This window comes from Enterococcus spodopteracolus, from assembly GCF_030441955.1.
GTDB classification, from domain to species: domain Bacteria; phylum Bacillota; class Bacilli; order Lactobacillales; family Enterococcaceae; genus Enterococcus_B; species Enterococcus_B spodopteracolus.
In genome coordinates this window covers 191,629-216,316 of sequence record NZ_JARJHD010000001.1, presented here as the reverse complement: position 1 = coordinate 216,316, position 24,688 = coordinate 191,629, and the positions used below count along the sequence as shown (strand labels likewise).

Annotated in this window: 19 protein-coding genes and 1 pseudogene; all 20 read right to left on the bottom strand. The window is 39.2% G+C overall.

The features are described 5' to 3' along the window. Positions 1–73: 73 nt before the first annotated feature. Positions 74–1,225, bottom strand: coding sequence for a mannitol-1-phosphate 5-dehydrogenase (locus P3R27_RS00980; protein WP_034686908.1), 1,152 nt, complete (start codon positions 1,223–1,225; stop codon positions 74–76). Between the two features lie 13 nt (positions 1,226–1,238). Further along, entirely contained in the window at positions 1,239–1,676 is a 438-nt protein-coding gene (locus P3R27_RS00975) for a PTS mannitol transporter subunit IIA (RefSeq protein ID WP_019723779.1), read from the bottom strand. Positions 1,677–1,688: 12 nt separating this feature from the next. Next, on the bottom strand, positions 1,689–3,461 hold the full coding sequence (locus P3R27_RS00970) for a PTS mannitol transporter subunit IIBC (protein WP_126134326.1): 1,773 nt from the start codon (positions 3,459–3,461) through the stop codon (positions 1,689–1,691). A 256-nt stretch (positions 3,462–3,717) separates the two neighbouring features. Next, positions 3,718–4,731, bottom strand: a complete 1,014-nt coding sequence (locus tag P3R27_RS00965; protein ID WP_034686911.1) for a hypothetical protein — start codon at positions 4,729–4,731, stop codon at positions 3,718–3,720. Positions 4,732–4,791: 60 nt separating this feature from the next. After that, on the bottom strand, positions 4,792–5,319 hold the full coding sequence (locus tag P3R27_RS00960; RefSeq protein ID WP_034686913.1) for a hypothetical protein: 528 nt from the start codon (positions 5,317–5,319) through the stop codon (positions 4,792–4,794). Continuing rightward, the gene (locus P3R27_RS00955; protein ID WP_126134327.1) at positions 5,316–7,241 is read right to left on the bottom strand and encodes a peptidoglycan amidohydrolase family protein; all 1,926 of its coding nucleotides are present in this window, start codon (positions 7,239–7,241) and stop codon (positions 5,316–5,318) included. The genes P3R27_RS00960 and P3R27_RS00955 overlap by 4 nt, the downstream gene beginning before the upstream one ends. Continuing rightward, positions 7,238–9,640 carry a VirB4-like conjugal transfer ATPase, CD1110 family gene (locus P3R27_RS00950; protein ID WP_369075740.1) on the bottom strand — a complete coding sequence of 801 codons (2,403 nt, stop codon included), beginning with the start codon at positions 9,638–9,640 and terminating at the stop codon, positions 7,238–7,240. Before P3R27_RS00950 ends, P3R27_RS00955 begins: the two co-directional genes overlap by 4 nt. Then, entirely contained in the window at positions 9,624–10,007 is a 384-nt protein-coding gene (locus P3R27_RS00945; RefSeq protein ID WP_126134329.1) for a PrgI family protein, read from the bottom strand. Before P3R27_RS00945 ends, P3R27_RS00950 begins: the two co-directional genes overlap by 17 nt. Before the next feature lie 21 nt (positions 10,008–10,028). Then, positions 10,029–10,862 (bottom strand): VirB6/TrbL-like conjugal transfer protein, CD1112 family, encoded by an 834-nt coding sequence (locus P3R27_RS00940; protein ID WP_034686919.1) that lies wholly within the window; start codon positions 10,860–10,862, stop codon positions 10,029–10,031. Between the two features lie 13 nt (positions 10,863–10,875). Continuing rightward, positions 10,876–11,079 carry a hypothetical protein gene (locus P3R27_RS00935; RefSeq protein ID WP_034686920.1) on the bottom strand — a complete coding sequence of 68 codons (204 nt, stop codon included), beginning with the start codon at positions 11,077–11,079 and terminating at the stop codon, positions 10,876–10,878. A gap of 184 nt (positions 11,080–11,263) precedes the next feature. After that, positions 11,264–12,457, bottom strand: a complete 1,194-nt coding sequence (locus P3R27_RS00930) for an RNA-guided endonuclease InsQ/TnpB family protein (RefSeq protein WP_034686921.1) — start codon at positions 12,455–12,457, stop codon at positions 11,264–11,266. After that, positions 12,399–13,077, bottom strand: a pseudogene (locus P3R27_RS00925) (IS607 family transposase). The gene P3R27_RS00930 and the pseudogene P3R27_RS00925 overlap by 59 nt, the downstream one beginning before the upstream one ends. Positions 13,078–13,135: 58 nt before the next feature. After that, positions 13,136–14,773 (bottom strand): immunoglobulin-like domain-containing protein, encoded by a 1,638-nt coding sequence (locus tag P3R27_RS00920; RefSeq protein WP_235186250.1) that lies wholly within the window; start codon positions 14,771–14,773, stop codon positions 13,136–13,138. Further along, positions 14,766–17,888, bottom strand: coding sequence for a SpaA isopeptide-forming pilin-related protein (locus tag P3R27_RS00915; protein ID WP_301356605.1), 3,123 nt, complete (start codon positions 17,886–17,888; stop codon positions 14,766–14,768). The genes P3R27_RS00920 and P3R27_RS00915 overlap by 8 nt, the downstream gene beginning before the upstream one ends. A 156-nt stretch (positions 17,889–18,044) precedes the next feature. Continuing rightward, positions 18,045–18,488: a PTS mannitol transporter subunit IIA gene (locus tag P3R27_RS00910; RefSeq protein WP_034686925.1), complete on the bottom strand. Its 444-nt coding sequence runs from the start codon at positions 18,486–18,488 to the stop codon at positions 18,045–18,047. Positions 18,489–18,501: 13 nt separating this feature from the next. Then, positions 18,502–20,532, bottom strand: coding sequence for a BglG family transcription antiterminator (locus P3R27_RS00905; RefSeq protein ID WP_034686926.1), 2,031 nt, complete (start codon positions 20,530–20,532; stop codon positions 18,502–18,504). 1 nt (position 20,533) lies between these two features. Further along, the gene (locus tag P3R27_RS00900) at positions 20,534–22,225 is read right to left on the bottom strand and encodes a PTS transporter subunit EIIC (protein WP_301356606.1); all 1,692 of its coding nucleotides are present in this window, start codon (positions 22,223–22,225) and stop codon (positions 20,534–20,536) included. Between the two features lie 158 nt (positions 22,226–22,383). After that, positions 22,384–23,271 carry a ribose/proton symporter RbsU gene (gene rbsU, locus P3R27_RS00895; RefSeq protein ID WP_034686930.1) on the bottom strand — a complete coding sequence of 296 codons (888 nt, stop codon included), beginning with the start codon at positions 23,269–23,271 and terminating at the stop codon, positions 22,384–22,386. A 17-nt stretch (positions 23,272–23,288) separates the two neighbouring features. Then, the gene (rbsD, locus tag P3R27_RS00890) at positions 23,289–23,684 is read right to left on the bottom strand and encodes a D-ribose pyranase (RefSeq protein WP_034686932.1); all 396 of its coding nucleotides are present in this window, start codon (positions 23,682–23,684) and stop codon (positions 23,289–23,291) included. A 22-nt stretch (positions 23,685–23,706) separates the two neighbouring features. After that, positions 23,707–24,615 (bottom strand): ribokinase, encoded by a 909-nt coding sequence (gene rbsK, locus P3R27_RS00885; protein ID WP_126134332.1) that lies wholly within the window; start codon positions 24,613–24,615, stop codon positions 23,707–23,709. Between the last annotated feature and the right edge of the window lie 73 nt (positions 24,616–24,688).

The window sequence follows — 24,688 nt, the reverse complement described above, 5'->3', positions numbered from 1 at the left end:
TCTAAAAATATCTAAGATATTTTTAGAGGTTTTTTTACAATCCACTTGTTTATTCCATTGATCGTATCAAGAATCAAGCCACTTGTTTCGCATAACGCATCACATTTTGCTTGATGTTACTGATCGTTGTCGGATCATGGATACCTGTGACTTCTTGGATCAACTGTTCCATATTTTCTCGCACTTTCATCTCTTGCAGTTCACGACTTTGCTCATCTTCAGGATCATAGTAGTTGAAAATGATCCCCATCGTAGCTGTCAAATGTGGACAAGTCAAATTGTATTCTTGTAATTCCCGAACCGGACGAGTAAAGCGTTCTTGATAGCCTAACTTACGTAAAGGCGTTCGAGCGACCCGAGTAATGGCATCTGAGATATATTTATTTTGGAAACGTTGGATGATTTTCTCAATATAGGCTTCATGTTGTTTATTATCAAAGCCCCATTTTGCTTCCAGTAAACTTCCTGTTTCTTGTAGTACTGATTTTAGTTGGGCAACGACTAACGAATCTTGCATTGCCTCATCGATCGTTGCATATCCTAATAATGCACCGGTGTAAGCTACAGTCGCATGTCCTGTATTCACACTAAATAGTTTTCGTTCAATATATGGTTCCAAATCTTTGACGTATAGTACGCCATTTAACGAAATCTTTTTATTTTTTCGTTGCGTATCATCAATGACCCATTCTTTAAAAGGTTCCACTTGCACAAACAAAGGATCTTCATGTTGTTGCATCGGCACGATGCGATCCACTGCTGCATTCGGAAATCCGATTGATTGATCTACAAAGCGAGTATCTGACAGATATTTATAGACTTCCATTTTTAGATGCTCAGAACCACCAATCATATTTTCACAAGCGATGATGTCTAGCGGTTGCTGATTGCCCTCTTGTTCTCTTTGCTCGATCCCTTTTGCAATCAGTTCAGCAATGAATGGTAAGATATTGGGACCGATCGCTGTGGTTACAAGATCTGCTTGTGCTATTTCTTTGATCACTTGTTCAGGCTGTTTTTGGTTGTTCAATCCGCGAACGCGTTCAACGATAAGTTGTTTTTTCGATTCGTCAGCTAGTTCGATCGTATAACGTCTTTTTTCATTTAATGAATCGATGATCTGTTCGTTGACATCAACAAAAGTGATGTCAAACCCATTCTCAGCTAAAACTTCTCCAATAAATCCTCTGCCGATATTTCCTGCACCAAAGTGTACTGCTCTCATTCGTCTTCTCTCCTTAGGCAATTGCTAGATTGTGTGTGACTTCTTCTTTACTCAGTGCATCTGCTAACTGGACAACATTGTCCATGTCGCTACAATAAAGAGCGATTTGTTGCACTAATTGCAAATGTTCTTCTCCTACACCAGCGATACCAAACAAGACTGTCGCAATCTTCTCTTCTTGTTCAGTACCGAAATTGACGCCATCTGGCACTTGGATCACACAGATTCCTGATTTTTTTACGAATGCTTTGGCTTCATCTGTTCCATGAGGGATCGCGATAAAATTCCCCATATAAACGGATAACATCGCATCACGTTCTACCATTGCGTCAATGTAGGGTTCTTCGACACAACCGGCTTCCACTAATTTTCTTCCACAGTATCGGATGGCCTCTTCCTTTGTTGCAAAAGCCTTATTCAACTCGATCATATCAAATGCTAATTCAGACATCTTACTTCCTCCTTATGCTACTTTTTTCAAATAGTGAGCAATCGTTTCAAATTTTTGTGGACTGACCATCGTCGCCACTGAAAAATGAAGTGAATGTGGTGCCACTGAACGTGCTTCCTCAGACAAGGATTCTCTTGAAACGATCAATGTATTCGGTTGCTCCGTCAACTCATCAATATTGATTTTTTTCAGAGGGATCTCCAATTGGTTTTTCTTCAAAATATCTTTCAATAAGGACAATCCCATTGTCGCTGATCCTGCACGGTCATCATGAACAAGTAAAATCTCTTTGATATCTTTTAATTCAGATAATTCCAAATCATCTGTTGGAGTAGTAGAGACTGGTTGGCTTGACGGTGTTTCTTCCTTACTTCCTAATGCTTGGATGATTTCATCATACTTTGGTGAATTTAAAAAGTTTTCTACTGCAACAAAATGAGCATGTGGTGCTTTTTGTTTTGCTCGTTCCTGCAACTCAACTTGAGTCACGATCAATACGTCTGCTTCATCAGATAATTGACTAATGGCTTGATTCGTCACGAGTTGAGGTAAGTGATGCTCTTGGACTTTTTTTCTTAACAAGGAGGCACCCATCGCACTTGACCCCATCCCAGCATCACAGGCAAAAATGATTTTTTTGATCGCTGATAAAGCTGGTTGTCCTTGACTAGTTGTTCCAGTCCCTTTCGCTTGTTGTTTCGCTTGACGAGTCGCTTCCACTGATTTTTCAAAATCTTCACTTATTTCTTTCGCATCAGCTTTTAGAATGACCGCAGAGATCCCGAAAGAAACGGCTGTTGCAGCGACGATCCCTAAAATAACTGGTAAGTAAGCACTCAATGGTGCCATTGCTAAAATGGCAATGATCGAACCCGGTGAAGCTGGCGCACGTAAGCCTGCATCCATCAATTGGAAAACGAAACTACCCGTCATTCCACCAAAAATCACTGATAAGAATAATAACGGTTTCATCATTACGTATGGGAAATAGATTTCATGGATTCCACCTAAGAAATGGATGATCATTGCACCCGGTGCAGATGATTTTGCTGCACCTTTGCCAAATAATGTGAAAGCTAACAATACACCTAGACCTGGTCCAGGATTGGCTTCCAACAAGAATAGGATCGATTGACCGGCTGTAGCCACTTGTTCTGTTCCTAAAGGAGTCAAAATGCCATGGTTGATCGCATTATTCAAAAACAAGATTTTCGCTGGTTCGATAAAAATACTCGTCAATGGAATCAAATTCGCATTTAAAATTGCTTCGACGCCTGTTGCCATCGCTTGCGTCAGTGTATCCACCACTGGACCAATTGCAGAAAAGCCGATCAATGCTAACGCAAAACCGATCAATCCTGCAGAAAAATTGTTGACCAACATCTCAAACCCTGATTTGATATGTTTTTGAAACACTTGGTCGAATTTCTTGATGGCAAAGCCACCTAATGGACCCATGATCATGGCACCTAGCATCATCGGAATATCTGTCCCAACGATCACACCCATCGTCGCAATTGCGCCGACGACTGAACCACGATCACCACCGATAACTTTCCCTCCGGTGTAGCCGATCAATAAAGGAATTAAATACGTCAACATTGGGCCGACCATCGTAGCAAACGCTTCGTTTGGTAAATAGCCATCTGGAATAAATAATGCAGTCAAAACACCCCAAGCAATCAACGCACCGATATTCGGCATCACCATACTAGATAAGGTACTTCCTAACTTTTGTACTTTTGCTTTGAATGAAATTTTATTTTTTGGTATCGTCTCTTCCACTTCAATCGCTCCTTTATCTCTTTCTTTAATCAAATTGTATCCGCTTACCATTTAGATAAATAGTCGGATTTTGTCACAATCATTTGTGCCAAAACATGGAGTGATCCAAATGAGTGATTTGATGAAAGACTTCTGGTACCGATTAGAGACGCTGAAACAATTATTTTCTTCATTTAAGGGAGCAGTTTATCTGTAGATACCTACGAAAAAGCACATCATCGTGATCTTTTAGACTCTTTTTTGCAAAGTAATTTTTTTATTCCGTTGTTTTTCCTAAACGAGCCAGTCGCTCTTCCCAAAGCGCTAGATCTTCAGACGTGTTGGATGATGCCTCATAGAATGTAATGAAATCTAAAATAATCGTTCCTTGCTCTATGTAAGCCGCCATCACCACTTTTAATTCTTCCGTTTGGATCTGTTCAAATGCGTCTTTCGCTTTTTCCATTTCTTTTACTTTCAACCAATCAAGGCTTTTTTCAAAATAAAACTGATCCAGTGCTAACGTGACCTCCGGATGTTTTAAGTGGCGATTCAAGACAACGGCTTCTTGTACTTGTTCTAGCTTCAAATAAGCAATCGCTAACTTGACTTGGCGCTTTTCCGTCAATTGTTCCACATGGGTCACAATTACTGTTTCCCAATCGTTTTGATAAAAAGACAAATCAAAGGTGGCATTTCCTGTTGGCTTTTGCTCATTCAACTTCTCTACCCAAGAAAATTCCTGCTCTTCTACTAAGTGATCGATCAATTGGTGATACCGAGCGGGATATTTTTCAGCTGCTTCTTCATATGCACCTAGGTCTACTAATGACTGCCATGAACTTTTCTGATTTTCTTTGGTTATCGCTTGCTCGTTATTCGTTCTTTGTTCGATCCACATGTTGCCTTGAACCACAGCAAAAACGATTACTCCACTAAGAAGTAATCGCTTGATGATTTTTTTCCAATCGATTTGTAACAACTGATTTTTTTTCAGCGTATTGCTTGAATGAGGGAACTGACTCTTCTTTTTTGTATTGGCTATTTCTTGCTCCCAGTGTTGACTTAAGATCTCTTCAATCTCCTCTGTCAAAGGAAATTGAAGCACTTTTTCTATCATCATTTCTCCCTTACGATCATAAATACGTATGCGACATTGTCCTTGCGTGTTTGACAACAAGACTCGTCGATTTTCAGTTTCTAAATCTTCCAAAGCCTGAAACAAATCCAACTGAGTCTCTTTTACTTGTAAGTGATGGATCTGATCAATGATTACAGTTTCTTTCGCCATACGTTGTCACTCCCCTCATTCATTTTTGTTGCGTCCATCTGTAAGGTCTTCCTTACTCAATCATTGTATGTCCATAAAAGAAGACAGTTGTTCGAGATCATCCAAGACATAGCGATGATTTTTAGTGTCATAGAAATAAGTCAGTTTGACACCTTCACGATGGCGAATATCCTTTTTTACAACTCCGCCTTCTTCATTCAATAAAGACGTCGTAAAATCAACCAAACAGAGGACTTCAATCATTCTCTTGTTCGTTTGTTTAAAATAATGCTCGCTTTTGAGCCAACGACTAAAGCCAAAACGCTGCGGACTATACGTTTTTTTACCTTGTTCTGTTTTTACTTTTTCTTTCATCTTGTTAGAAAGAGAATCAACATATGCGGGATAATTGTCGCCGACTGTTTCGAACGTATAATAAGCTTGTAAAAACGCTCTGACCTGTGCTTCCGAAATTTGGCTGGCTTTCTTTTCAGAGGCTTGTCTTTTTTCTTGTGAACGAGAGCTGATAGACCTGCCAACACTAAAAATCATGCTACTAAACAGAAAGAAAGCTAGAATAAGACAAAGGATGCGGGATTTTGCATTCATTTGCTTTCTCCCAACAATCGATAGAAATAGACAGGCGCCAGCTGGCAATCACCTGCATAGCCTTCAAATGGAGTGATGACGATATCGCCTTCTTGACCATACCCTCGTGCAGTAGCAGGTGTGCAATGAAGAATCGTTTTTCCACCATCATCTAAAAATAGCCCTGTATGGCCATAACTACCTAAAGAGTGTCCTTTCTTCCCCCATACAAACAAGTCACCGGCTCTGACATCTTCTCGACTGATCGGCATCAGGAAAGTCCCTTCCAAAGAATACAATGTCTCAGTGCTACCTAGTGGCACAGGCAAGCCAACACTTCTCATCGCCCACAGAACAAAAGAAGAGCAATCATGATAAGGAAAGGTGCCTCGTTCAAAGCCTTGTGAGTACTGAACGTTTTGACGATACAATGTTCTGGCTTGTGCCAACACCTCTTGACCCACTGTGTGATTCGATTGCCAGAGTAAGCTCATCTCTTTACTGCCACCTAGTTGTACAAATAATTCTTTGACCGCCAGTACCCAGTATTTGTTCAATCCCAGGGGATCATTACTTGCACCTACAGGACAATACACACTTCCAAGTTGCTCGACTGTCAGCAGTCTTTGGTTCACGATCAATTGGTTTAGTGTTCGAGCGGTGGCAGTAATCCCTTCTTCAAGTGTGGCGTAGGAAAGCAACTCATTTTCTCGCATCAAGCCACCTGGATTGTTCTTTTCTCGAATCCCTTTGCTCGTCCCCCAAGCAGTTTCGTGGATCATGATGGCTGCTAGAACAATGGGGGAGATAGTATTCTTTTTAGCTTCTTGGATAATCGTTTCTGCATGATCGCTAAATGCGTGACAATGCAGTAAAATCACTTCTCGAAATTTCTGTTCATTGAATGTAACGTCCGTTTCAATGGGATCAAGCTGTGTCTCATTGTTGTCGACTACATTGGGGAGATAAAAAGCTGGATTGACGATTTCACCTTTTTTCTGGTAAGACAGATGCAGTTCCTCTTGTTTTACTCGCCCAATCTCTGTACCCACCGATACCATCTGTCCTTCAGTAGCTGTTAAATCTACATCATGATAAATAATGGTTTGATCGTCCATTGTGATGGTTACGTTCTCTCGGTCTCTTGTAATTTCTCCAGCGATCACAGCGACTATGCTTTCTTTCGGTTCTGTCTGGATGAGCAGTCCTTCAAGTAAGCTTTTTTCTTGATTTGTTACGTAATAACCAAAGCGTTGTTTTATGCGTAAAGAGTCTGTTTCTTTCAATGGATTGCTTAATTCAGTCAAACTTGCATAAAGACCAATTTCTGCTAACAGCTGTCTGCGTTCTTTCCACTCCGGCGTCCAAGTGATCACTTGCGACAATGGCTGTGATGTTAATTTGATTTGTTTCCCGTCACTGTCTAATTGCCACATTTGTTCATGCAATCTTTGGATCGTTTCTTTGAGAACATCTGGATTTCTTAATTGGTCATCGCCATAAGCCATATCTAAATAAATCAGCACCTCTTCAATGTCAGTCCTGATCATGACTTCATTTGCAGCCACTACTCGTTCATTTACTAGAATCGAACTCTTTGTTGAGTTTAATTCTAGTGTTAATTCCGCATCCAACTCGGTCAAATATTTCCAGGCCTTCGTCAATTCAAGCTCATTGATTTTGATCGCGGCAGACGAAACGAAGCCGATCATACTGAAAAAGAGAAAAAATATGAGAATGCTAACACCAACAAGTAGGTAAAGGCTGACTCTGCTACTGATCGAAGTTTTATTTCCAAGTAAAGAAAAATCAACTATTTTTATCTGATATTCAAGCATGAATCTGCGAGGATCTTTGGTTTTTCTACGCAGAAAATGTCTGTTACTCCTTCGTTTATTTTGTGATTTCACGGTCTCTTCAATGCCTACATCGTTTTTTTTCATGGCGATACATCCTGTCGTAATCTGTGGCGTTCGACAGGATCAGTGGTGATCAACTCATAAAGTTTTGTTGTTGGATCAACAGTGTTGGAAAAAGGGACAATGGCGTTGCCTGCCCGTATCAATCCTGCTCCTTTGATTGGATTAAGTAATTGTCTTTGTTGCTGATACGAAAGATTGAACAAAGAAGACAGCTCATCTAAATCACTTTTTGCTTGTTTCAACATAATGATAAATTCCGTATTACTTAACATTCGGCGTGCTTTATCTGATAATAATAAGGTTTCGACATTTTGGGTAATACCAGTGGCAATCGCGCCCCATTTACGGATTCGGCTCCATAGTTCAAAAAAATAATTTTCACAGTAAGGATCATTTAACAGGAGTTGCATTTCATCAATATAGATCCAAGTAGTGATGCCTCTGTCTCGATTGCGAACGACCCGATTCCACACTTGTTCCAAAACAACCATCATCCCAAAAGTTTTCAATTGGTTCCCTAGTTGTTTCGTATTGTATATCACAAAACGCTTATTTAAAGAAACATTAGTTGGTTTAGAAAACATCGAAAGTGAGCCATCGATGTATAACTCTAAGTCTAACGCCAATGTCTGCGCCTCTTTTTCCGGTTGCTCTTTTAAAAGCGGAAACCAATCTTCCGCCAATGTTGGCGCTGATTTTTCTGAATTTTTTTGAAAATTGAAATACGTCAATCGCGTGACACGATCGATGATCGATCGTTGTGCTGAATTTAAACCAGTTGGACCACCGATCAAGGCTTCACAAGCAGTCAACAAAAAGTCAGATTTCAATTTTACTGGATCTGCCTCTCCTTTTAAGTCTTCTGAAATATCTAGTAAGTTAATGAAGGTATTTGTATTAGGAGCGATATTGATGATTTGAGCTTCAAAATCATTGCCAATGAACGTATCCTCGTCTTCCGGATCAATCGAAATGACTTCATCTTCGGGATTTTTAAGTAACGTCGTGATTTCTTCATATTTTTTGGCTACACCTTTGCCTGAACCAGAGCTACCTAAAATCATGCCACTCGGCGTGTTTAGTTGCTTACGATCGATCCTTACACTATTTTTGGTCATTTCATTTTTTCCATAATATTTGCCATCTATATGATTAAGATCTTGCGCTGAAAATGGAATAAAAATCGCTGTACTTTCTGTCGTCAACGTCCGTTGTTGTTCGATCCAATTTTTGCCTAAAGGTAAGACCGAATTGAATCCTTCATCTTGTAGATAGTCTAATGCATTGAAATGACAACGATTTTTACGTCCAACATGTTGGACTTGTTCCGCAATATCAGCAAGTTTTTCTTTGGTCTGAGATCGGAAATAAACGAGGAAGGTAACAAAATATAATTTTTGACCGGTTTTGACTAGATCGTCTAATAAAGCTTCGGCTTCCTTGATACTATTGGTCAATTCATACGGAATACTTGAATAAGGATCATAGCCTTTTTGTGTTGCTTTTCTTTCAGCAGTCGTTTTGTCCCCTTCCATATAAGCTTTTTTAATTTGAACCAACTGATTTGCTTTTTCAGAATCCACTGGTTCAATGTGGATCGATAAACACAACTCTTCGCCAATATCCATTAATTCTAAGATCAATTTATCTGAAAGTTTGGTGGGGTAATCTTTCAGATATAGGACTTGGGCATACTCTGAGCCAATTTCGATATAGTCTTTTGCTTTAAAGCTGAAACTTGCAGGAGTAACAACTGCTTTTGTCGACAAACGGCTATAAACTAAATCTGTATAATTGAACTGGAACCATTCATTAGGTTTGATCAACTCATGGAGCAGTTGCAACCGTTCTTTGCCAGAAAGTGTTTGACTACTTGATTCGATTTCCGAAAGACTATGACTAAGTTGTTGTTCGATACGCATTAAGGAATGCTTGGCTTGGTCATAATCAGTGGCATATGTGCTGAAGGTCAATAGATTTTGTTTGCTAAAATTCGTTCCTCCTTCTGTCATGGTTCGCCGAAGCATTTCATTCAATTCTTGACGGTAAATGTCCTGTCTCTCCCCTATTTCTTTATAGAACAATTGCTTTTCAAGTTCTTTTTGTTCCATTCGCTTTTTTTTCAAGGTAATCGTTAGATGCGTTCGCTCATCACAACTATCTAGTAAGGTACAATATCCTTGAAAAATAGCTTGTTGGTCTTCCACAGGTGCAATTTGGTAATTGACATCTGAAAACTGGATACTTTTTGAATAATATCCCGAAGCAAGTTCACAAATTCCACTTTCATACATTTTTTCATAACGAATCTTCCTTTGTGCCTGTTTGGCTGGTGCTGATTTTCGTTCTTTTTCCCCTCTTTTTTTCTTTTGCTTGTGTAATAGTTTGGTTAAGGAAGACTTTTTAATTCCCTTGTTCACTTCGATATTTCTCTGTTTTACTGATTTTCCTCGTTGAAATCCCCTCATGATCTTCCTCCAAACGAGCATTCTGATATGGATAGTGCTTTGTTGCGATAAGATGACGCCAACGGATAAGGAGATATTTTTCTAAAGGTAACTGATTTTTTTTGATCCACCCCACCGATAAAATTGGACTAGTAAAAAACATCAATACAATTCCTAGATCATCAATTGAATATCCCCAAATAAAATGATTAAGTAGACCGATCGGTAAAATCACGATTAAAGCCAATGTGATAACGATAACCTGTCTTAAAGAGAAGCCAAAAAAGATCTTCTCTTGATACTCTTTGATTTCTTTTCTGATCACGACTTCAATCGCCATTTTTCACACTCCTTTTCCCACTCAAGAAGCAACGATGATTGCTTTCGACCATTTCATGGTGTAAAACAAACACATGGATAGCGCCAAGCAATTACCGACGATCGCGCTGATCACTGCAATCATCCCCTGAGTCTCATCAAATGAAAAAATAGTACTCACTAGTAGTGGATAGATATTCAACACGATAAAGAGCAATACACCTTGTAAAGATGCCGCACCAAATAGTTTTAAAAAATTCTTTCCGACATGCCCAATTTCTGTGTTCACTAAAGCGACAATCGGTAAAGGTGAGATACTCAAATAAAGATACATTTCCAAAAAGCGTAAAAAGATCAGCACTTGAGCAAGGACGCTAACAATGATCGATAGAATCAAGGGAACGAGTAAAATCATCAACAACACCATTTTTTCAAAAAAACCTAGCTGATCGATCTGCTCCGTCACGTTGAAGATATCCATTGTCTGATCCGTCACACCTCGAATCTCCAATTGATTGATTCCTTGACTAACAAAAATACCTACATCCATAATGGCATTGAGGAAAACCATCAAGTGGCGTAAAAGCAGTACGGTCAATCCGATTTTGATAAACAATGGCAAGAAAAGATCCAGTCCACCAAACTCTGACTGCTTGCCGTATAGTCGATGTGCGAGTTGTTGAAATTCGATCAACAATAGAAAACCTAATAGTGAATAAGCAATAGGTTTGACGACACTTTCCATGATCGTCACACTGTAACGATAGATTTCCGGCAGATAATGTTCGAGGTTTTGTAAAAGACTATTTTTATGATTCGTCGATAAACTTAATTGTTCTGCAATCGTTTGTAGTAAAAATTCGATCGCACCGTCCATTCTTTTTCGCTCCTCACATTGAAATATTCGTGATCCACGCACCAGCAGCTAAAATCACTGCACCCCCAACGATTTGAAAAATGGCATGTTGCATCCCTGGCCCATTATGCTCTTTGATTGCAACGCCTAATTGGATAATGCCCCAAACGGTCAGTAAGCTTCCTGCGGTGATGATCCCATTGGAAAATAAAGACATTGCTTGATTGAAATAATCCATTTGCTTCTGCTACTCAAAATATAGACAAATATATCTATATCGAGATTTCTTTACTACTCACGTAGTTAGAAATTACTGTTTCATCGAATGCCGCCTCGTCACTTACACACTACTACGGTTTGTCTCATTCTCCACAGTCGTTAATTCCCGACTAAGCCATCGGTACATATGCAAAGTTCCGACCTTATGCAATCACTTTGTATTCCTTCACATCTTTCAAATTCATGCTCGCATTATACTCTCTATCTGCTACATATCCACAGTTCTCACAGCGATAGGTACGCTCAGATAGCTTTAAAGCTACTTTCTTATGCCCACATTCATGACATCGTTTCGAGCTAGGATAGAATCGATCGACTAGTCTTAACTCAATATGATAGACTTTACATTTATCTGCTAATTTTTTACGAAAAGCATAGAAAGATTGCTCTCTCACAGCTTTTGAAAGATGCCGGTTTTTCATCATCCCCTTGACATTCAAATCTTCGATTGTGATATAAGCTGGTTTGGTTTTTACTAACTCTGACACAATTTTATTCGCTCTGTCCCTCCGGATATCTGTCAACCGTTTATGAAGTTTTTGTACTTTCAAGACTTGTTTTCCAATATTTTTGCGAGTAGCTTCTCCTCTCTCCCCTTGATTTTCGTTGACACCCTTTTTTTCGCTTTCGTATTTCCTCGACAGCTTGCATTGTTGTCGTTTTAATTGTTTTTCGATTTTACGAATTTTTCCTGATTTATTGATATTTTTATAGGTTTTCCCCGTGGAAAGAATCGCAAAATCTTTTAATCCTAAGTCGATACCCACGCCTTCGGTAGGAGTATCGTTCAGTACTTGAGCGGTACAGTCCTGTTCCACGATGACCGACAGGTAGTAGCGGTTTGCTTGTTGGCTGATGGTGCCACTCTTTATGCTATGTTTGTCATCGTGTTTAGGAATATAGACTTTTTCTTTCAGTTTTACCCAATTCAAAGAGGGAACTTTTATCCGATGACGCTCACAACGGATGATTGTCTTTTTATCGTTCTTTACGAAATACATCGATACATCTTGGTGCTTCTTCTTTTTAAATTTAGGAAAATTAGCTTTTCCTTGAAAAAACTTTCTAAAGGCTTTTTCTGTCTCCATAATCGCGTGTTTCGTTGACTTCGCATAAACAGCTTTGATCCACAGCTTGTCTGGATGGTTCGGAATGTAGTCGTTATTCAACCACTTTGAAAAATCCATACCTGAGATAAATTTCCCACCTGATTTATAGACTTCTTGGTTGTGGTAAATATAAAAGTTCTTTACAAAACAAGCAACACCAATGGTTCGATTAATGATTTCTTTTTGTTCTTCTGTTGGAAGAATTTCTGTTTTGTACGCCACTAACATCTTTATCACCTTCAATCTCATCTTTATACTTACGTAGTTCCATAAATACGGAAACTAAAAACGTGAATGATTGAAATTAAATCTTCAACTAATTCCTGTTGTGGCTATAATCTGGGTTATACCATACAATAATCGTCATACGAAACTTTGCCCATGTTTTTACAAACCAATCATACCTACCCCGTACAAATCTATCTTTGGATGTGATATAAATGGTGTCTATGTTTCCCACCATTACTTCGTCTAACAACATACTCCATTTTTTGCGCTTGTAATTAAGACCACTCACTGCCAATATGCTCAAATACATCATCTAAATTTATGCCTTTCCCATTTACATAATTTCTCAAAAACTACACTTGATTGTTCAAGTCATCTTTTTGTCCGACACTAGACACTTGAGCGTAAGCAATGTTCTTTTTGCCACTTGTTTTATCGCCTTTGATGTAAGTTAAATACTGGTCTTCTGTATACTATCTTCGATTTTTTGGTGTCCGATGTGCTTTTAACATATCATCGTTAGCCCAACATTGTAGCGTTTGCACAGAAACCCCTAATCTTTCTGCCATAAGCTTTGGTGCTCCATCGTTATTTCTCCCCTCATAAAAACCACAGCGCATAAAACTACTTTTGCGTATATTTGTGTAAAAAATCACTGCTGTTTAGTTTCGTTTCTCCTTATTCGCTCAATTTCTCTGATATTTCTGGATTATTTTCTTGAATAATGACATGAAAAGATACTGTCGTTTCTGTAAATGTATCTTTGACCGTCAAATAAACAGGGTAGGTTCCAGATATATCCCAAGCGATTTCTTCTACGATCTCAACATCTTCTATTCCTATACTCTCTTCACGATCCGACACGGAGATTCCTGCTAATAAATCTGGCTTTTCTTCGCCTACAATGATTTTCTTATCCTCTATTCCAGAAAATACAGGTGGTTCATTGATTATTTGGATGCTCCCAAAGGTTTTGGTGAGCTCCCCATGTGTATCTTGGACTTGAAGAGGAAAACGATAGGTATTTAATCGGGAAGTGTCGATTTTCTCCCAAAAAGGCAGATCGATTGCCACATGTAATTGCTCAACCGGATCTTCACGATCTGCAAGAACTAGTTTTGCTAAATAGCTTTCTTTATTCAGTTCACTAAATACAGGAAGAGTCATATGCGTATTTGTAATCGTCGGCGCTTCATTTGTTAAGTGAACACGGATCGTACGCTCTGCCGCTCGTTTGCCATACCGATCAACGACATTCCCAATTCTTACGAAGTAGTTTCCTGGTACATATGGGACAAGATCGGATGCCAAGATATTGTCTGAGGTAAGGTTGATCGCACCATCTTCTTGATCATTTGCGGAGAAATAATCAAATAAAGAGAATGATTGATCAACAGGTAAAACGAGCTGATTCGGCCCACTGATTATCGGTGCTTCATTGGTGATCGTAATATTACTTATCAGCTTGGTATTTGCTCCAAATTGATCAGTCACAGAATAAATCACTTCATAACTGCCTTCTTGTTCTGTTTGGAGTGTGGTTTGTACTTGCACCTCTGACGTCAATTCACCATCTTCTTCATCATGAGCGGAAATGCCAGCTAATAAGTCAATACTTGAACCAATCGTGATGTGGGGACTTTGTCTTACTTGCTGAATGATCGGAGAGTGATTAAACAGAAAGGTGACTGTCGCAACACTCACTTTCCCTTTTGAATCAATTGCTGTGATCTGCATCACTTGGTAGCCAGATTCATTAGGATTGACGGGCGTATAGTGGATCACTGGAACGGGATCACTTCCTTGAACAACAGTAAAATAGGCAAAGGGATCAATCACTGTTCCTCTTGGTAAGATCTGCAATGGAGCATTTGCATGCACGTAGGGACTTTGCCAATGATCATCGCTCTTTGGAATTGCTACAACCTCCGATAGTATAACTTTTTGTTCGTCTTCTGCGTGGCGATGTGTGAGATTGCTTCTTGATACTGGATTTTCCAGACTTTGAGGTACTGTTGTTGCTTCGAGATAAGCGATCCTCAGCTGATTGGTTTCATCCTTGATCGTTGCTTCAGCGGGGAGAGCTAATGGTTTTCGAAATTGAGAAGCAAACTTAAACAACTGAGAAGCGTTCTCTTCTTTTTTCAGATGACTCTCTTCTGTTGTCTCCACTCTGACCTGTTTCATCCTGCTTGAAGCAGGGCCAGCTGTTGGTGGCACTTCTGTTTGTTGTGTTTTACAGCCACTGACGAACAAAACAACTGAACAACTGAATATGAACAAGCCAAATCTCATGTATTTTTTCCTTTTAGTCATTTAAACCACCCTTTTTTTGTTGATAGATCAAAACACCACCCACTCCTAGAAACAAGCTACCTATCCCTACTAGATAAACAGAAGTACGACTATTCGTTTTAGGTAAATTACGAGTATTTTCCTGCTTTTTCGCTTCTTCTTTTTCCCCGTTTTTTGGTATATTGAAATGAACAGTCTGCTCTTGATTCGTCAGATCATCTTCACGTGCAACCTCATTTTCTTGTTCAGATTCGTAGTACAAAATATGAGTGGCAATCAACTGATCATTGGCTTTTAGCGTATTGGCTTTTAGTTCAAGAAAAACTTCAAACTGATCTTCTTTACTCTTTGCTGTGTAGGGTGAAATTGCTTCGTTGATGAGTTCTCCGGTCTCACCTTTTCGGTACTGGGTCACTACGGTATACGTATGACCGATTTCAATGGCTGCTCCTTTGATCCAGACTACGTCTTTCAATTGGTTGTCTTTGGTTGGGTCAAGCTCCTTGCTTCCATCGAGGGATGTGAACAAACTCGTCAATGCTAATTTTTCGCGTTCGTTATAGGCTTCTAATACGATCAATTCTCCGTCTTTTTCAACAGTTACTGAAAAATCTAAAGGTTCTTCTAATGGTAAATACCCTTCTAATGATTTTCCTTCAATAAATTGATAGGTCCCATAGGGCAAATCGCTTACTTCGATTCTTCCCTCATCATCCGTGAGATATTCTTCAATAAATTGAAGGATATCCTCGCCATTGTCTGCTCTTTCTACCTGATATAGGCCAAATGGTACTTGCGCCAAAGGTTGTTCATTCAACCGATCTCGTTTGATCAACTCAATGGATTGTCTTGCTAAACGGTTAGGGACTTCTAAGCGAATCAATGCACTATGATTTTCCGCTGTTACACCGAAAATCAATGGTTCTTCTAACGGGAGATAGCCTTCTGGCGCTTTGACCTCATGAAGCTCATAGCGATCCACGCCCCAAGGTAAGCTCCCAGTTGTCACTAACTCCCCTTTTTGATTCGTTTCAAAAATCTCAGTTTTTTCTGTATCATTCGGACGCGTCATTACTACAAATGCCCCTTGTCCATCATTCGCCCAAGTATCAAAAATCTTAAATTGTGCGCCAGCATAGGGAATTTGTTGTCCTGTTTCTTGATCGATCTTGATGAGATGTACGCGTGATTCGATGATTTCATCTTCTAATAAAAAGAAATGTGTATAACCTTCTTCACTGATCGTCACTTCAAATGGTTCAATGAGTAAATAGCCATCCGTTCCTTTTGTTTCAGTGATCGTATACGTATCATAGGGTAAATCTATAAATTTAAAGTAGCCGTTTTTTTCAGTGACTTGGACATATTCTTTTCCTGTGGTATGAGCAGTGGCTGTTAGTTCGATTCCTTCGAGTGGTGGTTTATGATTCGTTTGATTGGTTGTTAATGCGTGTAAAATTTCGAAGATAGAAGTGGGGATAAGAGGTTTTGAACCAAATTTATATCCTTCAACATGACCCTTGATGACGCGATCAGTGACTGTTTTGCTATGAACAGCCACCGTTTCATTTTGCCCTGCGTAAGTCAAATGTATAGGATAGATTGTCGGATCTAAGTGATAACCTTTCGGTGGAATGGTCTCTTGTAAATAATAGGTTCCTAGTTTTAACCCTTTTAGCTCAGCTGATGCACTTCCATTAACCTCTTCCATCGTCAATTCCGCAACTGTTTCTCCGTCTTTGTCCGTTAATTGATACACAGCTCCGATCAATTGGGCACCTCCTTGAGGCTGATTGCCTGTTTCTGCATCTTCTTTGATGACCTTCAAATTAGCTGTCTGTTCTTGATTAGCTAACGTGATACTCGTCAATTCATTCACTTTGACAGTGACAATCTGGGGCGTTGGATTTAAAACGTAGCCTTCTGGCGCTTTGATTTCTTGAATCGTAACGACCGTATCAACGAGTAGATCATGCCAAATAGCAACACCATCAGAATCTGTCGTCAATTCTTTCATCTGTCCATCCGCAGTCGTGAAACGAAAAACGGCGCCTACTAATGGTTGTTTTGTTTGTTGATCGACTTTGCGGATACCAGCATGTCCATATTTTTGCACGCGTAACTGAAAGGAGGTTCTTGTCAGCTGTGGCACTCTACCGACTACCATATTTTGTGTATAAGGATGTTGGTACACGATGATTGCTCCTTGATAACTACTGGGGATATGATAATCAAATGCGATCTCACTTGTCGCCGGTGCCTCTTTCGATGCAGTGACTGTTACTTGATTTCCTTGCTTTTCAATGGTTACTCCATTGATTTGTTGAACAGGCGATGAGCTATAATTTGAAAATGCTCCTGTTGTGTCGGTCAACGTTTGCCTTTCGCCAGCTTTTATATCCAATATTTGTCCATCAAAACTCGGTTGGGTATAAAACCGTTCCACTTGTTCCATCACTGTTCGTTTGAACGTTTGGTAATCGTTCATTGTCAAAATACCAGAAATACTGGTGGGGGTGATTCCTTGTTGCTCCCAAGCAAGGAGTTGAGTCATTAATTCTTTTTCCATCGTATAGTTTGTCGCAATCACCCCATAGTATTTGATCAAAGAAATTTTCTTCAATAATTCTGTGTTTTGAATACTTGAAGTATACCCGCTATTTTCTCCGATATTCAGCGCTACTCCTTGTTCCAGACAAAGCGCAATCTCTCCCTTCACTCGCTTGCCGTACCAACCAATTTCTCTGCCACCATTAGATAGATGGATATCGATATGAGGGATATGGATCGCTGGATCAACAACGACACTTTCATTTGCAAATGGATCAGCCAATCTTGGAGAATATTCATGGATCACCGCTTCAATATAATTCGTCGAGCCAATAGTAATCAATTTCCCATTGGTCCTTTGGACTAATTGATAGTTTTTTTTGAAACTTGTCCAGCTATTATCCTGTGGGATTGATTGTTCAGCTGTACGTATAGTTTGATTGGAATCAGATGCAGTGATTTGTTGATACATGGGTAGGTCAGGCAATGTTTCTGCCGAGACTGGTCTCACTTTCATTTGAAAAAAAATAGTGATTATAATAATGATTGGTAGAATCAAAAATAGTGATTCAGAGGATTTCTTCATTCTTTGACTCCTTTCATTAGTGGAATAAATCAACTGGGAACATGTGCCCTTCTCGTCGCACCTCCTTCACTATATAATTACGATTTTGTCGAAATTCTCCCCAAAAAAAATAGAAAAAAACGACCAATCAATTGATTGGTCGTTGCGTATTTTACGTCAAAACTCCTCAGCTTGTTTTAAGATTTGTTGGATTTCCTCTACTGTTTGGGCATCGCTCAATGCCATCACTTGATCGACATCGGAACAAAAAAAGGCAAGTTCTTGTAAACTTGTTAATTGTTGGTTTTCTCGCATGATCACTGCAAATAAAATCGTTGCGATTTTCTTTTCATCATCGATACCAAAGTCAACACCATCAGGTACTTGGAACAAAAAAATACCTTCTTCAACGATCTGTTCATCTTTTGCTTTTCCATGAGGAAGTGCCACAAAGTTGCCGATATAGACACTTGCTGCTTCTTGACGAGCAACCATCGCATCGATATATTCCTTTTGGATGACTCCTTTTTCAAGCAGTTGTTCACCAATCTGCTGAATGGCTTCTTCCCAGCTACCAAACTGTTGGTTCAACCAAATATGTTCAGATGACATCTCAAGCATCAATAGAGCCCCCTTATTTTTTTATTTCATCGATCAAAATTTTAGATAACAACTGATAGATGATTGCCTCATTTCCTGATCGAAAAATCTCAGTATTCAAATCATTCATGATCAATGCACCACTTATTTTCCCAAGTAATTTTCCAGTAGCTTCGTCAATTGGAGACGGGGCTAGCATTACTAGCATTCTTGATAAATTGACTTTCGTCTTGTCCATTCCTTCGATCTCCAATACTTGCTTCAATTGAAAAAGACAGAAGAAAGGTTCCGTGATCTCAGAACTAGACGTATGGAAAAGCCCCATGTTGGTATGAGGTAATCCGATCGGTGCTTGGTGATATCTTTTCATTAAACGCTGATAGACTTTTTCTGTATCTTGGACCAACCCTGTAGGTAAATAGTCGAAAATATCCTTCAACGTAGCTTCTACTGTTTCTGGATTGTCTAATTCTTGAATGAAGAAGTGCTGAAGTAATCGATTGATTTTACTCATCATCAACACCGTTTCTTCATAAGTATCTTCGATAACAGAAGGTTGATCAGCTAACCGGATATGTTCCGTTCGATGTGCTGTCAAACGAGCAAATTCTGCTTTTAATTGTTTGATTTCTTCCTCAAGAAGTAATGGTGAAACTAATAGATATTTCCCCTCATAGCCACTTAAGATCGAAGTGGAAATGACAAGATCATACTCTTCTTCTAAATTGATTTTCTTTAGATCAGCAATTCGATAAAAATGGATATGTTGAACAAATGGGAAGTACCTCTTTAGTTTTAACTCAAGCATACTTGTCGAAGCTAACCCACTAGGGGAAAAACCAGCGATTTTGATCGTGCTGTCCTTTGGTGTTTTTTCTAACGAGTTCGCAAAGTGGAGAATCATATAAGCAATTTCTTCTTCGGATAGTTTCTTTTCTTGAAAAATTTGCTCGATTCCATGACGGATGGCTTGAGCAATCTCTTGATACTGAACCATGATTTTTTCTAAGATTGGATTAGTCAATTGTTCTTCTTGAAGTACCGCTCGAGAAAATACTCCTGATAAATGGGTCAACAACATCTTGTATAGTGTTTCATCTTGATAGAATGGATTATTGGTCACTTCACTTACCACTTGGATCAAGTGTTTCACAAGATAAGCGAGTTGCGTATCAAATGTTTCTTCAAAAAAATCCTGATCAAAGGAATTCGAGAAATCATTTAATAGACTAGCAAAAAAGACGATTTCATTGACTGGATAAAGTTGTTGCGTTTCCTTAGCGATTTTAGAAAATAAAGCTTTGGCGATACGTAATAACTCTTTATTCACTAGTCCAGTGTAAGTTTCATTCGTCAGCACGTGATTTTTTTTGACACGATCGATCGTGATGCTCAGTATCAGGACTAAATGTTCCAATTTTCGGTCACTTAATTCTTTCTTTTGCTGGACCAATTCTTCTCGTACAACTTGACGTGCAAGTAATAAACTGTCTGTTGTGATAAATTGAAAAAAAGAATTCGTTGTCGTATCAAATTCCAGCAAGTGAAAGATTTCATACGCATTGATCTCCAACTCTAAGATATTTGCGATCAGCAATCTTCGGTATTTTTCCGGTCCAGTGATTTCATAACCACGGTTACGAGTGATAGATAATGGTAGCTGTTTCATACTGGTTTCAAGTTGCTTGATATCAGCATAAAAAGTTGTGTTACTAATCAAATACTTTTCTAAAAAATAACTTAAAGACAATGGTTCTTTCGTGAGTAATAGTTCTAATAAAATCGCATGTTGCCTTTCGGTTGTCGATAGTTCCATCTCTTTTTCGTTCAGTAGCTGGCGCAGTTGTGTCATTGTTTCAGGTGTTGCTTCAATCGTAAATGATCCACGGGCAATTTTTTTCAGCGAAGCATTTACTTCCTTGAGCGATTGCTCTAATTGCTCCAACTCACGGTATACAGTCCGTTTGCTGACACGTAAAACATTGACCATTTTTTGTATAGAAACAGGTGTTGGACTATTGATGAGCTCTGTCAATAATTCTTTTTCCCTTGGTGACAAATACATCTTAGTCCACTTCCTTTACTAATGATAGATAGGCTTTGGTACTGACAAAATGATCAATGATCAACAAATGCTCCACTTGTTGTTCCAATTGATACGCCTTTGCCATACTTTCATTCGCAAGATATACCACTTCTTTTTCGGGTACTAGGTCTTCAACGGCTGTTTTTTCTACAGATAGATCGACCTGATATTCCTTGGCTAGCTTCATTAAAATCGTCATCCCCATCGTTTGTGAGCCTCGTCGATTTCCTTGGTATAAAAACACAACGCTGATTCTAGGTTGTTCAACTTCTTGTTGCTTTTTGATCTGAGGTTCAATATTTATTTCATGAAGTTGCTGCTTGATCAATGGTAGATACGACTCAACTTCTAAAAAATGTTCGACAGCAATGATCTGACTCTCTTTGGCTTTTTCTTGTGCTAAAGATTGAAAGGCACTTTGTACGATCACCAATTGTTTCTGATGATTCTTCAGACTATAAATAGAGGTATAGCTTATAGGTATAACTATCCCTTGCGCATGCAGTTTTTTCTTCAAAATGGCTGCGCCCATTGCACTAGAACCCATCCCGGCATCGCAAGCAAAGATGATTTGGTTGACCGCTTCATGATTCATCAGTTGGCTCCTTTCTGGGAGGATCGATTCCACAGGTTTCGTTCTTTTCAATAACAGTATGGCACAAATAAACGTAGCAAGCGCACTGAGAATAATACCTAAAATGACACCTGCTAATTGTGAAGGTGGTGTATTTCCTAAAATAATTACCAATGAACCTGGGGAAACCGGAGCATTCAACCCACTAGCAAACAGTTGGAACACAAATGTTCCTGTTGCTCCTCCTATCATAACGGCAAAAAAAAGCGCGGGTTGCATCAAGACAAAAGGAAAATAAATCTCATGGATTCCTCCGACTGCTTGGATCATCAATGCTCCACCTGCTTTGACACTTTTTTCTCGATCGGCAGCAAACAAGAACGCACTTAAAATCCCTATTCCTGGCCCAGGATTGGCTTCCATTAAAAATAAGATCGAATGCCCTGTGTGTTGGGCCATCTCCATTCCTAAAGGGGTCAAAATACCGTGATTGATGACATTATTCAAAAATAAGACCTTTAACGGTTCCAACACTAAACTGACCACTGGCAACAAATGTTGTTCAATGAGCCAATAAACAAAGCGTCCAACATAAGACAAACTACTTTCAACAATTGGTTGGATGACCAGTATGCCTAACAGACAGACCACCCCACCGATTAGACCGATCAACAAGTTATTCAGCAACATCTCATAGCCAGGTTTGATTTTCGGCGCCAACCAAAGATCCACCCAATGAAAAATACCTCCTGTGATCAAACCGATGATCATCGCTCCGAATAGTTGTGGAAGATCAGAAACTATTATAATACCGATGACAGCAATCCCACCTGCTACAGCTGCTTTTTGATCAAAAAGCTTTGCTCCAGAGTAACTGATTAAAATAGGCAATAACAGATAAATCAGCCAGTCACTGACATATGCAAGCGTTTGATGCAAATCACCTGATACGATATTTGATACAATCGATAAAAAACCCCAAGCAATAAAAATACTTAGATTTGGCATGATCATTTGTTTGAAATAATGTAGTAATTGACAAAACCAGGTTAATTTCGCCACTGCATTAGCAGGAAGCGCATTCAAATTCTCCCCCACGTTGATCACCTGCCCTTTCTACTTCAGCAGACTGCGCTTATGCTTTTTTTAGATAGCTCTATTCTAACAGTTTCCGTTATCTATTTTCCACAAAAAAAATTGGAAAGTAACCGCAGTTACTTCCCAATTCTTTAAAATAACACTTCTAACAAAACATCTTATATCAAAACAGTCATCGTTGCGGCTGCTAAGATAAGGATCAAGCCAATGATCGTGACAGTCATTTCTTTTTTCGTTTTCTTTTGTCCTAAGAACCAGATACCAGTCAAGGTTGCTAGAACAACAGAAGTTTGCGATAAGATGAAGCCTGTTGCCAAACCATTCATATTTGGTTGTGCAGAAATCAAATAGGTCAATGCAGCAAAGGCAAAAAAGAAGCCAGAAAAAATTTGTTTATAAGAAACAACTTCTGTAAATGCTGATTTTTCATGCCCTCTCATACTTAATACAGCGGTGTAGATGATCGCCACTAAGACCATCCCCATTGCTTGTGGCAAGAAAGCGTGCATTCCGTCGATGGTTGTTGCTTGAGGTGCTGCTGAATATGCCCAATACCCAATCTCTCCAACTGCTAATAATAAAACCGCTTTTTTCAGTAAACTGCTATTTTCTTCGGTTTTTTTCTCAGTCCAAACAGTCATCCATGCGCCTAAAATAATCAAGATCAATGCTAATCCACCAAGAATCTTCGCTGTCGTTCCTGGCCAATTGCCTAGCGCAAAAACACCCCATAATGAAGCCCCAAGTAATTGAAAAGCTGTGGTGATAGGCATTGCACGTGATGAGCCAATCAGTGTAAAAGATTGAAAAGTAATGATTTGAGCAGTCGCCCAGCCCACACCGGAAAGAATAGAAAAGACAAGATCCATTCCAGATGGTAGTGCTATGCCATTGATCAGGGCAAAAATAAGTGCGAATATCAAAGTTCCTATTGTTGATCCTAAAATCTGGTTAACAGGACGTCCACCGATCTTCGAAGCAATCGTTGGATAAAGTCCCCAACCTAGTAATGGTCCTAATCCGATCAATAATGCTGTTGCATTCATTTATTACATCTCCTTTTTTAGAATACGACGCCACTTTCTAACAAGACATTCGCATAAGGTGTCATCTCACCTGTGCGAATAAATGCGTGACAATTGTTTAACTCAGTTTTCATTTCACTATGCGGAATAAACGTGATCGGTGTCTCCGGCATTTCTTTTTGGATTTCTAAAAGAATGTCAGGATTCTCATTTTTGATTTCCTCTGCTAGATAAATACGTTGTACCTCTAATTCTGACAACACATTGCGTAAGACTTCCATAAAGCTAGGAACTCCTTGCGTGACTGCTAAATCGATTTTTTCAGTGGTCATAGGTACAGGCATTCCTGCATCTCCAATACTCAATTTATCAAAATGTCCCATTTGTGCAATCACTCGTGAGATATCAGAATTAATTACTTTCGTTTTTTTCATTATTTGTTCATCCTTTCCTCAATCAGATTAATTCATGTTTATACGGAATAGAAGGCTGTGCACCAAAACGTTGAACAGTCACAGAAGAGGCTTTATTGCCATAACGGATCGCTTCTTCTAGGTTGCTGAAGTCTTTGGCTAATACACTGCTCATCGCGCCAATAAAGGTATCCCCAGCAGCCGTTGTATCCACTGCATGCACTTTAAAAGCTGGTACGATCCCATTAGCTCCGTCAGCAATATCATAGTAAGCGCCTTTATTTCCGATCGTGATGATCACCGCTTCAATACCTAATCCATGAAAGACTTGTGCCGCCTCTTTTAGACTTTTTTCATCGGTAATAGTAATACCAGTTAAGATCTCCGTTTCTGTTTCATTTGGAATGATCATATCCGTTACTGCTAATAACTCATCAGGAACATTTTCTAGCGCCGGTGCCGGATTCAAGATCGTTTTCACGCCAGCTTCTCGAGCGATTTGAAATGCTTCGATCGTTGGTTCTATAGCGCTTTCAAACTGAGCAATAATAAAATCACTTTTTTGGATGATTGCTTTATTTTCTTGTACTTGTGCTACGGTAAACGCATTGTTCGCACCAGCATGGATCATGATACTATTTTCACCTTGGTCATCAACAATGATATACGCTTGTCCAGTCGCTTGATTTTCTAATGTCGCTACACCAGATAAATCGATTTCTTCTTGTTCAAGTAATTCTGTCATCGTTTTTCCTGCTTCATCTTTACCCACTCCACCAATAAAGTAAGTTTTTGCCTCCGAACGTCTAGCAGCAACCGCTTGGTTGGCTCCCTTCCCTCCACCAGCTGAAAAAGTTTCTTTTGTATGGATCGTTTCTCCAGGTTTTGGCATATAAGTCACACGGATGGTTCGATCTAAATTGATGCTTCCGATAACTGTAACAGTATTCATCTTTTCCCTCTCCTTTAACAAGAAAATCATTTTAACGTTCTATTAAAACGTTTTAACTCTACGATAAGAATAT

Coding starts and splice junctions, on each gene's coding strand:
- P3R27_RS00930 (WP_034686921.1), bottom strand. CDS start 12,457: ATGTTAGTGGCGTACAAAACAGAAATTCTTCCAACAGAAGAACAAAAA.
- P3R27_RS00905 (WP_034686926.1), bottom strand. CDS start 20,532: ATGTATTTGTCACCAAGGGAAAAAGAATTATTGACAGAGCTCATCAAT.
- P3R27_RS00910 (WP_034686925.1), bottom strand. CDS start 18,488: ATGCTTGAGATGTCATCTGAACATATTTGGTTGAACCAACAGTTTGGT.
- P3R27_RS00945 (WP_126134329.1), bottom strand. CDS start 10,007: ATGGCGATTGAAGTCGTGATCAGAAAAGAAATCAAAGAGTATCAAGAG.
- P3R27_RS00960 (WP_034686913.1), bottom strand. CDS start 5,319: ATGAATGCAAAATCCCGCATCCTTTGTCTTATTCTAGCTTTCTTTCTG.
- rbsK (WP_126134332.1), bottom strand. CDS start 24,615: ATGAATACTGTTACAGTTATCGGAAGCATCAATTTAGATCGAACCATC.
- P3R27_RS00935 (WP_034686920.1), bottom strand. CDS start 11,079: ATGGATTATTTCAATCAAGCAATGTCTTTATTTTCCAATGGGATCATC.
- rbsD (WP_034686932.1), bottom strand. CDS start 23,684: ATGAAAAAAACGAAAGTAATTAATTCTGATATCTCACGAGTGATTGCA.
- P3R27_RS00980 (WP_034686908.1), bottom strand. CDS start 1,225: ATGAGAGCAGTACACTTTGGTGCAGGAAATATCGGCAGAGGATTTATT.
- P3R27_RS00920 (WP_235186250.1), bottom strand. CDS start 14,773: ATGACTAAAAGGAAAAAATACATGAGATTTGGCTTGTTCATATTCAGT.
- P3R27_RS00955 (WP_126134327.1), bottom strand. CDS start 7,241: ATGAAAAAAAACGATGTAGGCATTGAAGAGACCGTGAAATCACAAAAT.
- P3R27_RS00965 (WP_034686911.1), bottom strand. CDS start 4,731: ATGGCGAAAGAAACTGTAATCATTGATCAGATCCATCACTTACAAGTA.
- P3R27_RS00940 (WP_034686919.1), bottom strand. CDS start 10,862: ATGGACGGTGCGATCGAATTTTTACTACAAACGATTGCAGAACAATTA.
- P3R27_RS00915 (WP_301356605.1), bottom strand. CDS start 17,888: ATGAAGAAATCCTCTGAATCACTATTTTTGATTCTACCAATCATTATT.
- P3R27_RS00975 (WP_019723779.1), bottom strand. CDS start 1,676: ATGTCTGAATTAGCATTTGATATGATCGAGTTGAATAAGGCTTTTGCA.
- rbsU (WP_034686930.1), bottom strand. CDS start 23,271: ATGAATGCAACAGCATTATTGATCGGATTAGGACCATTACTAGGTTGG.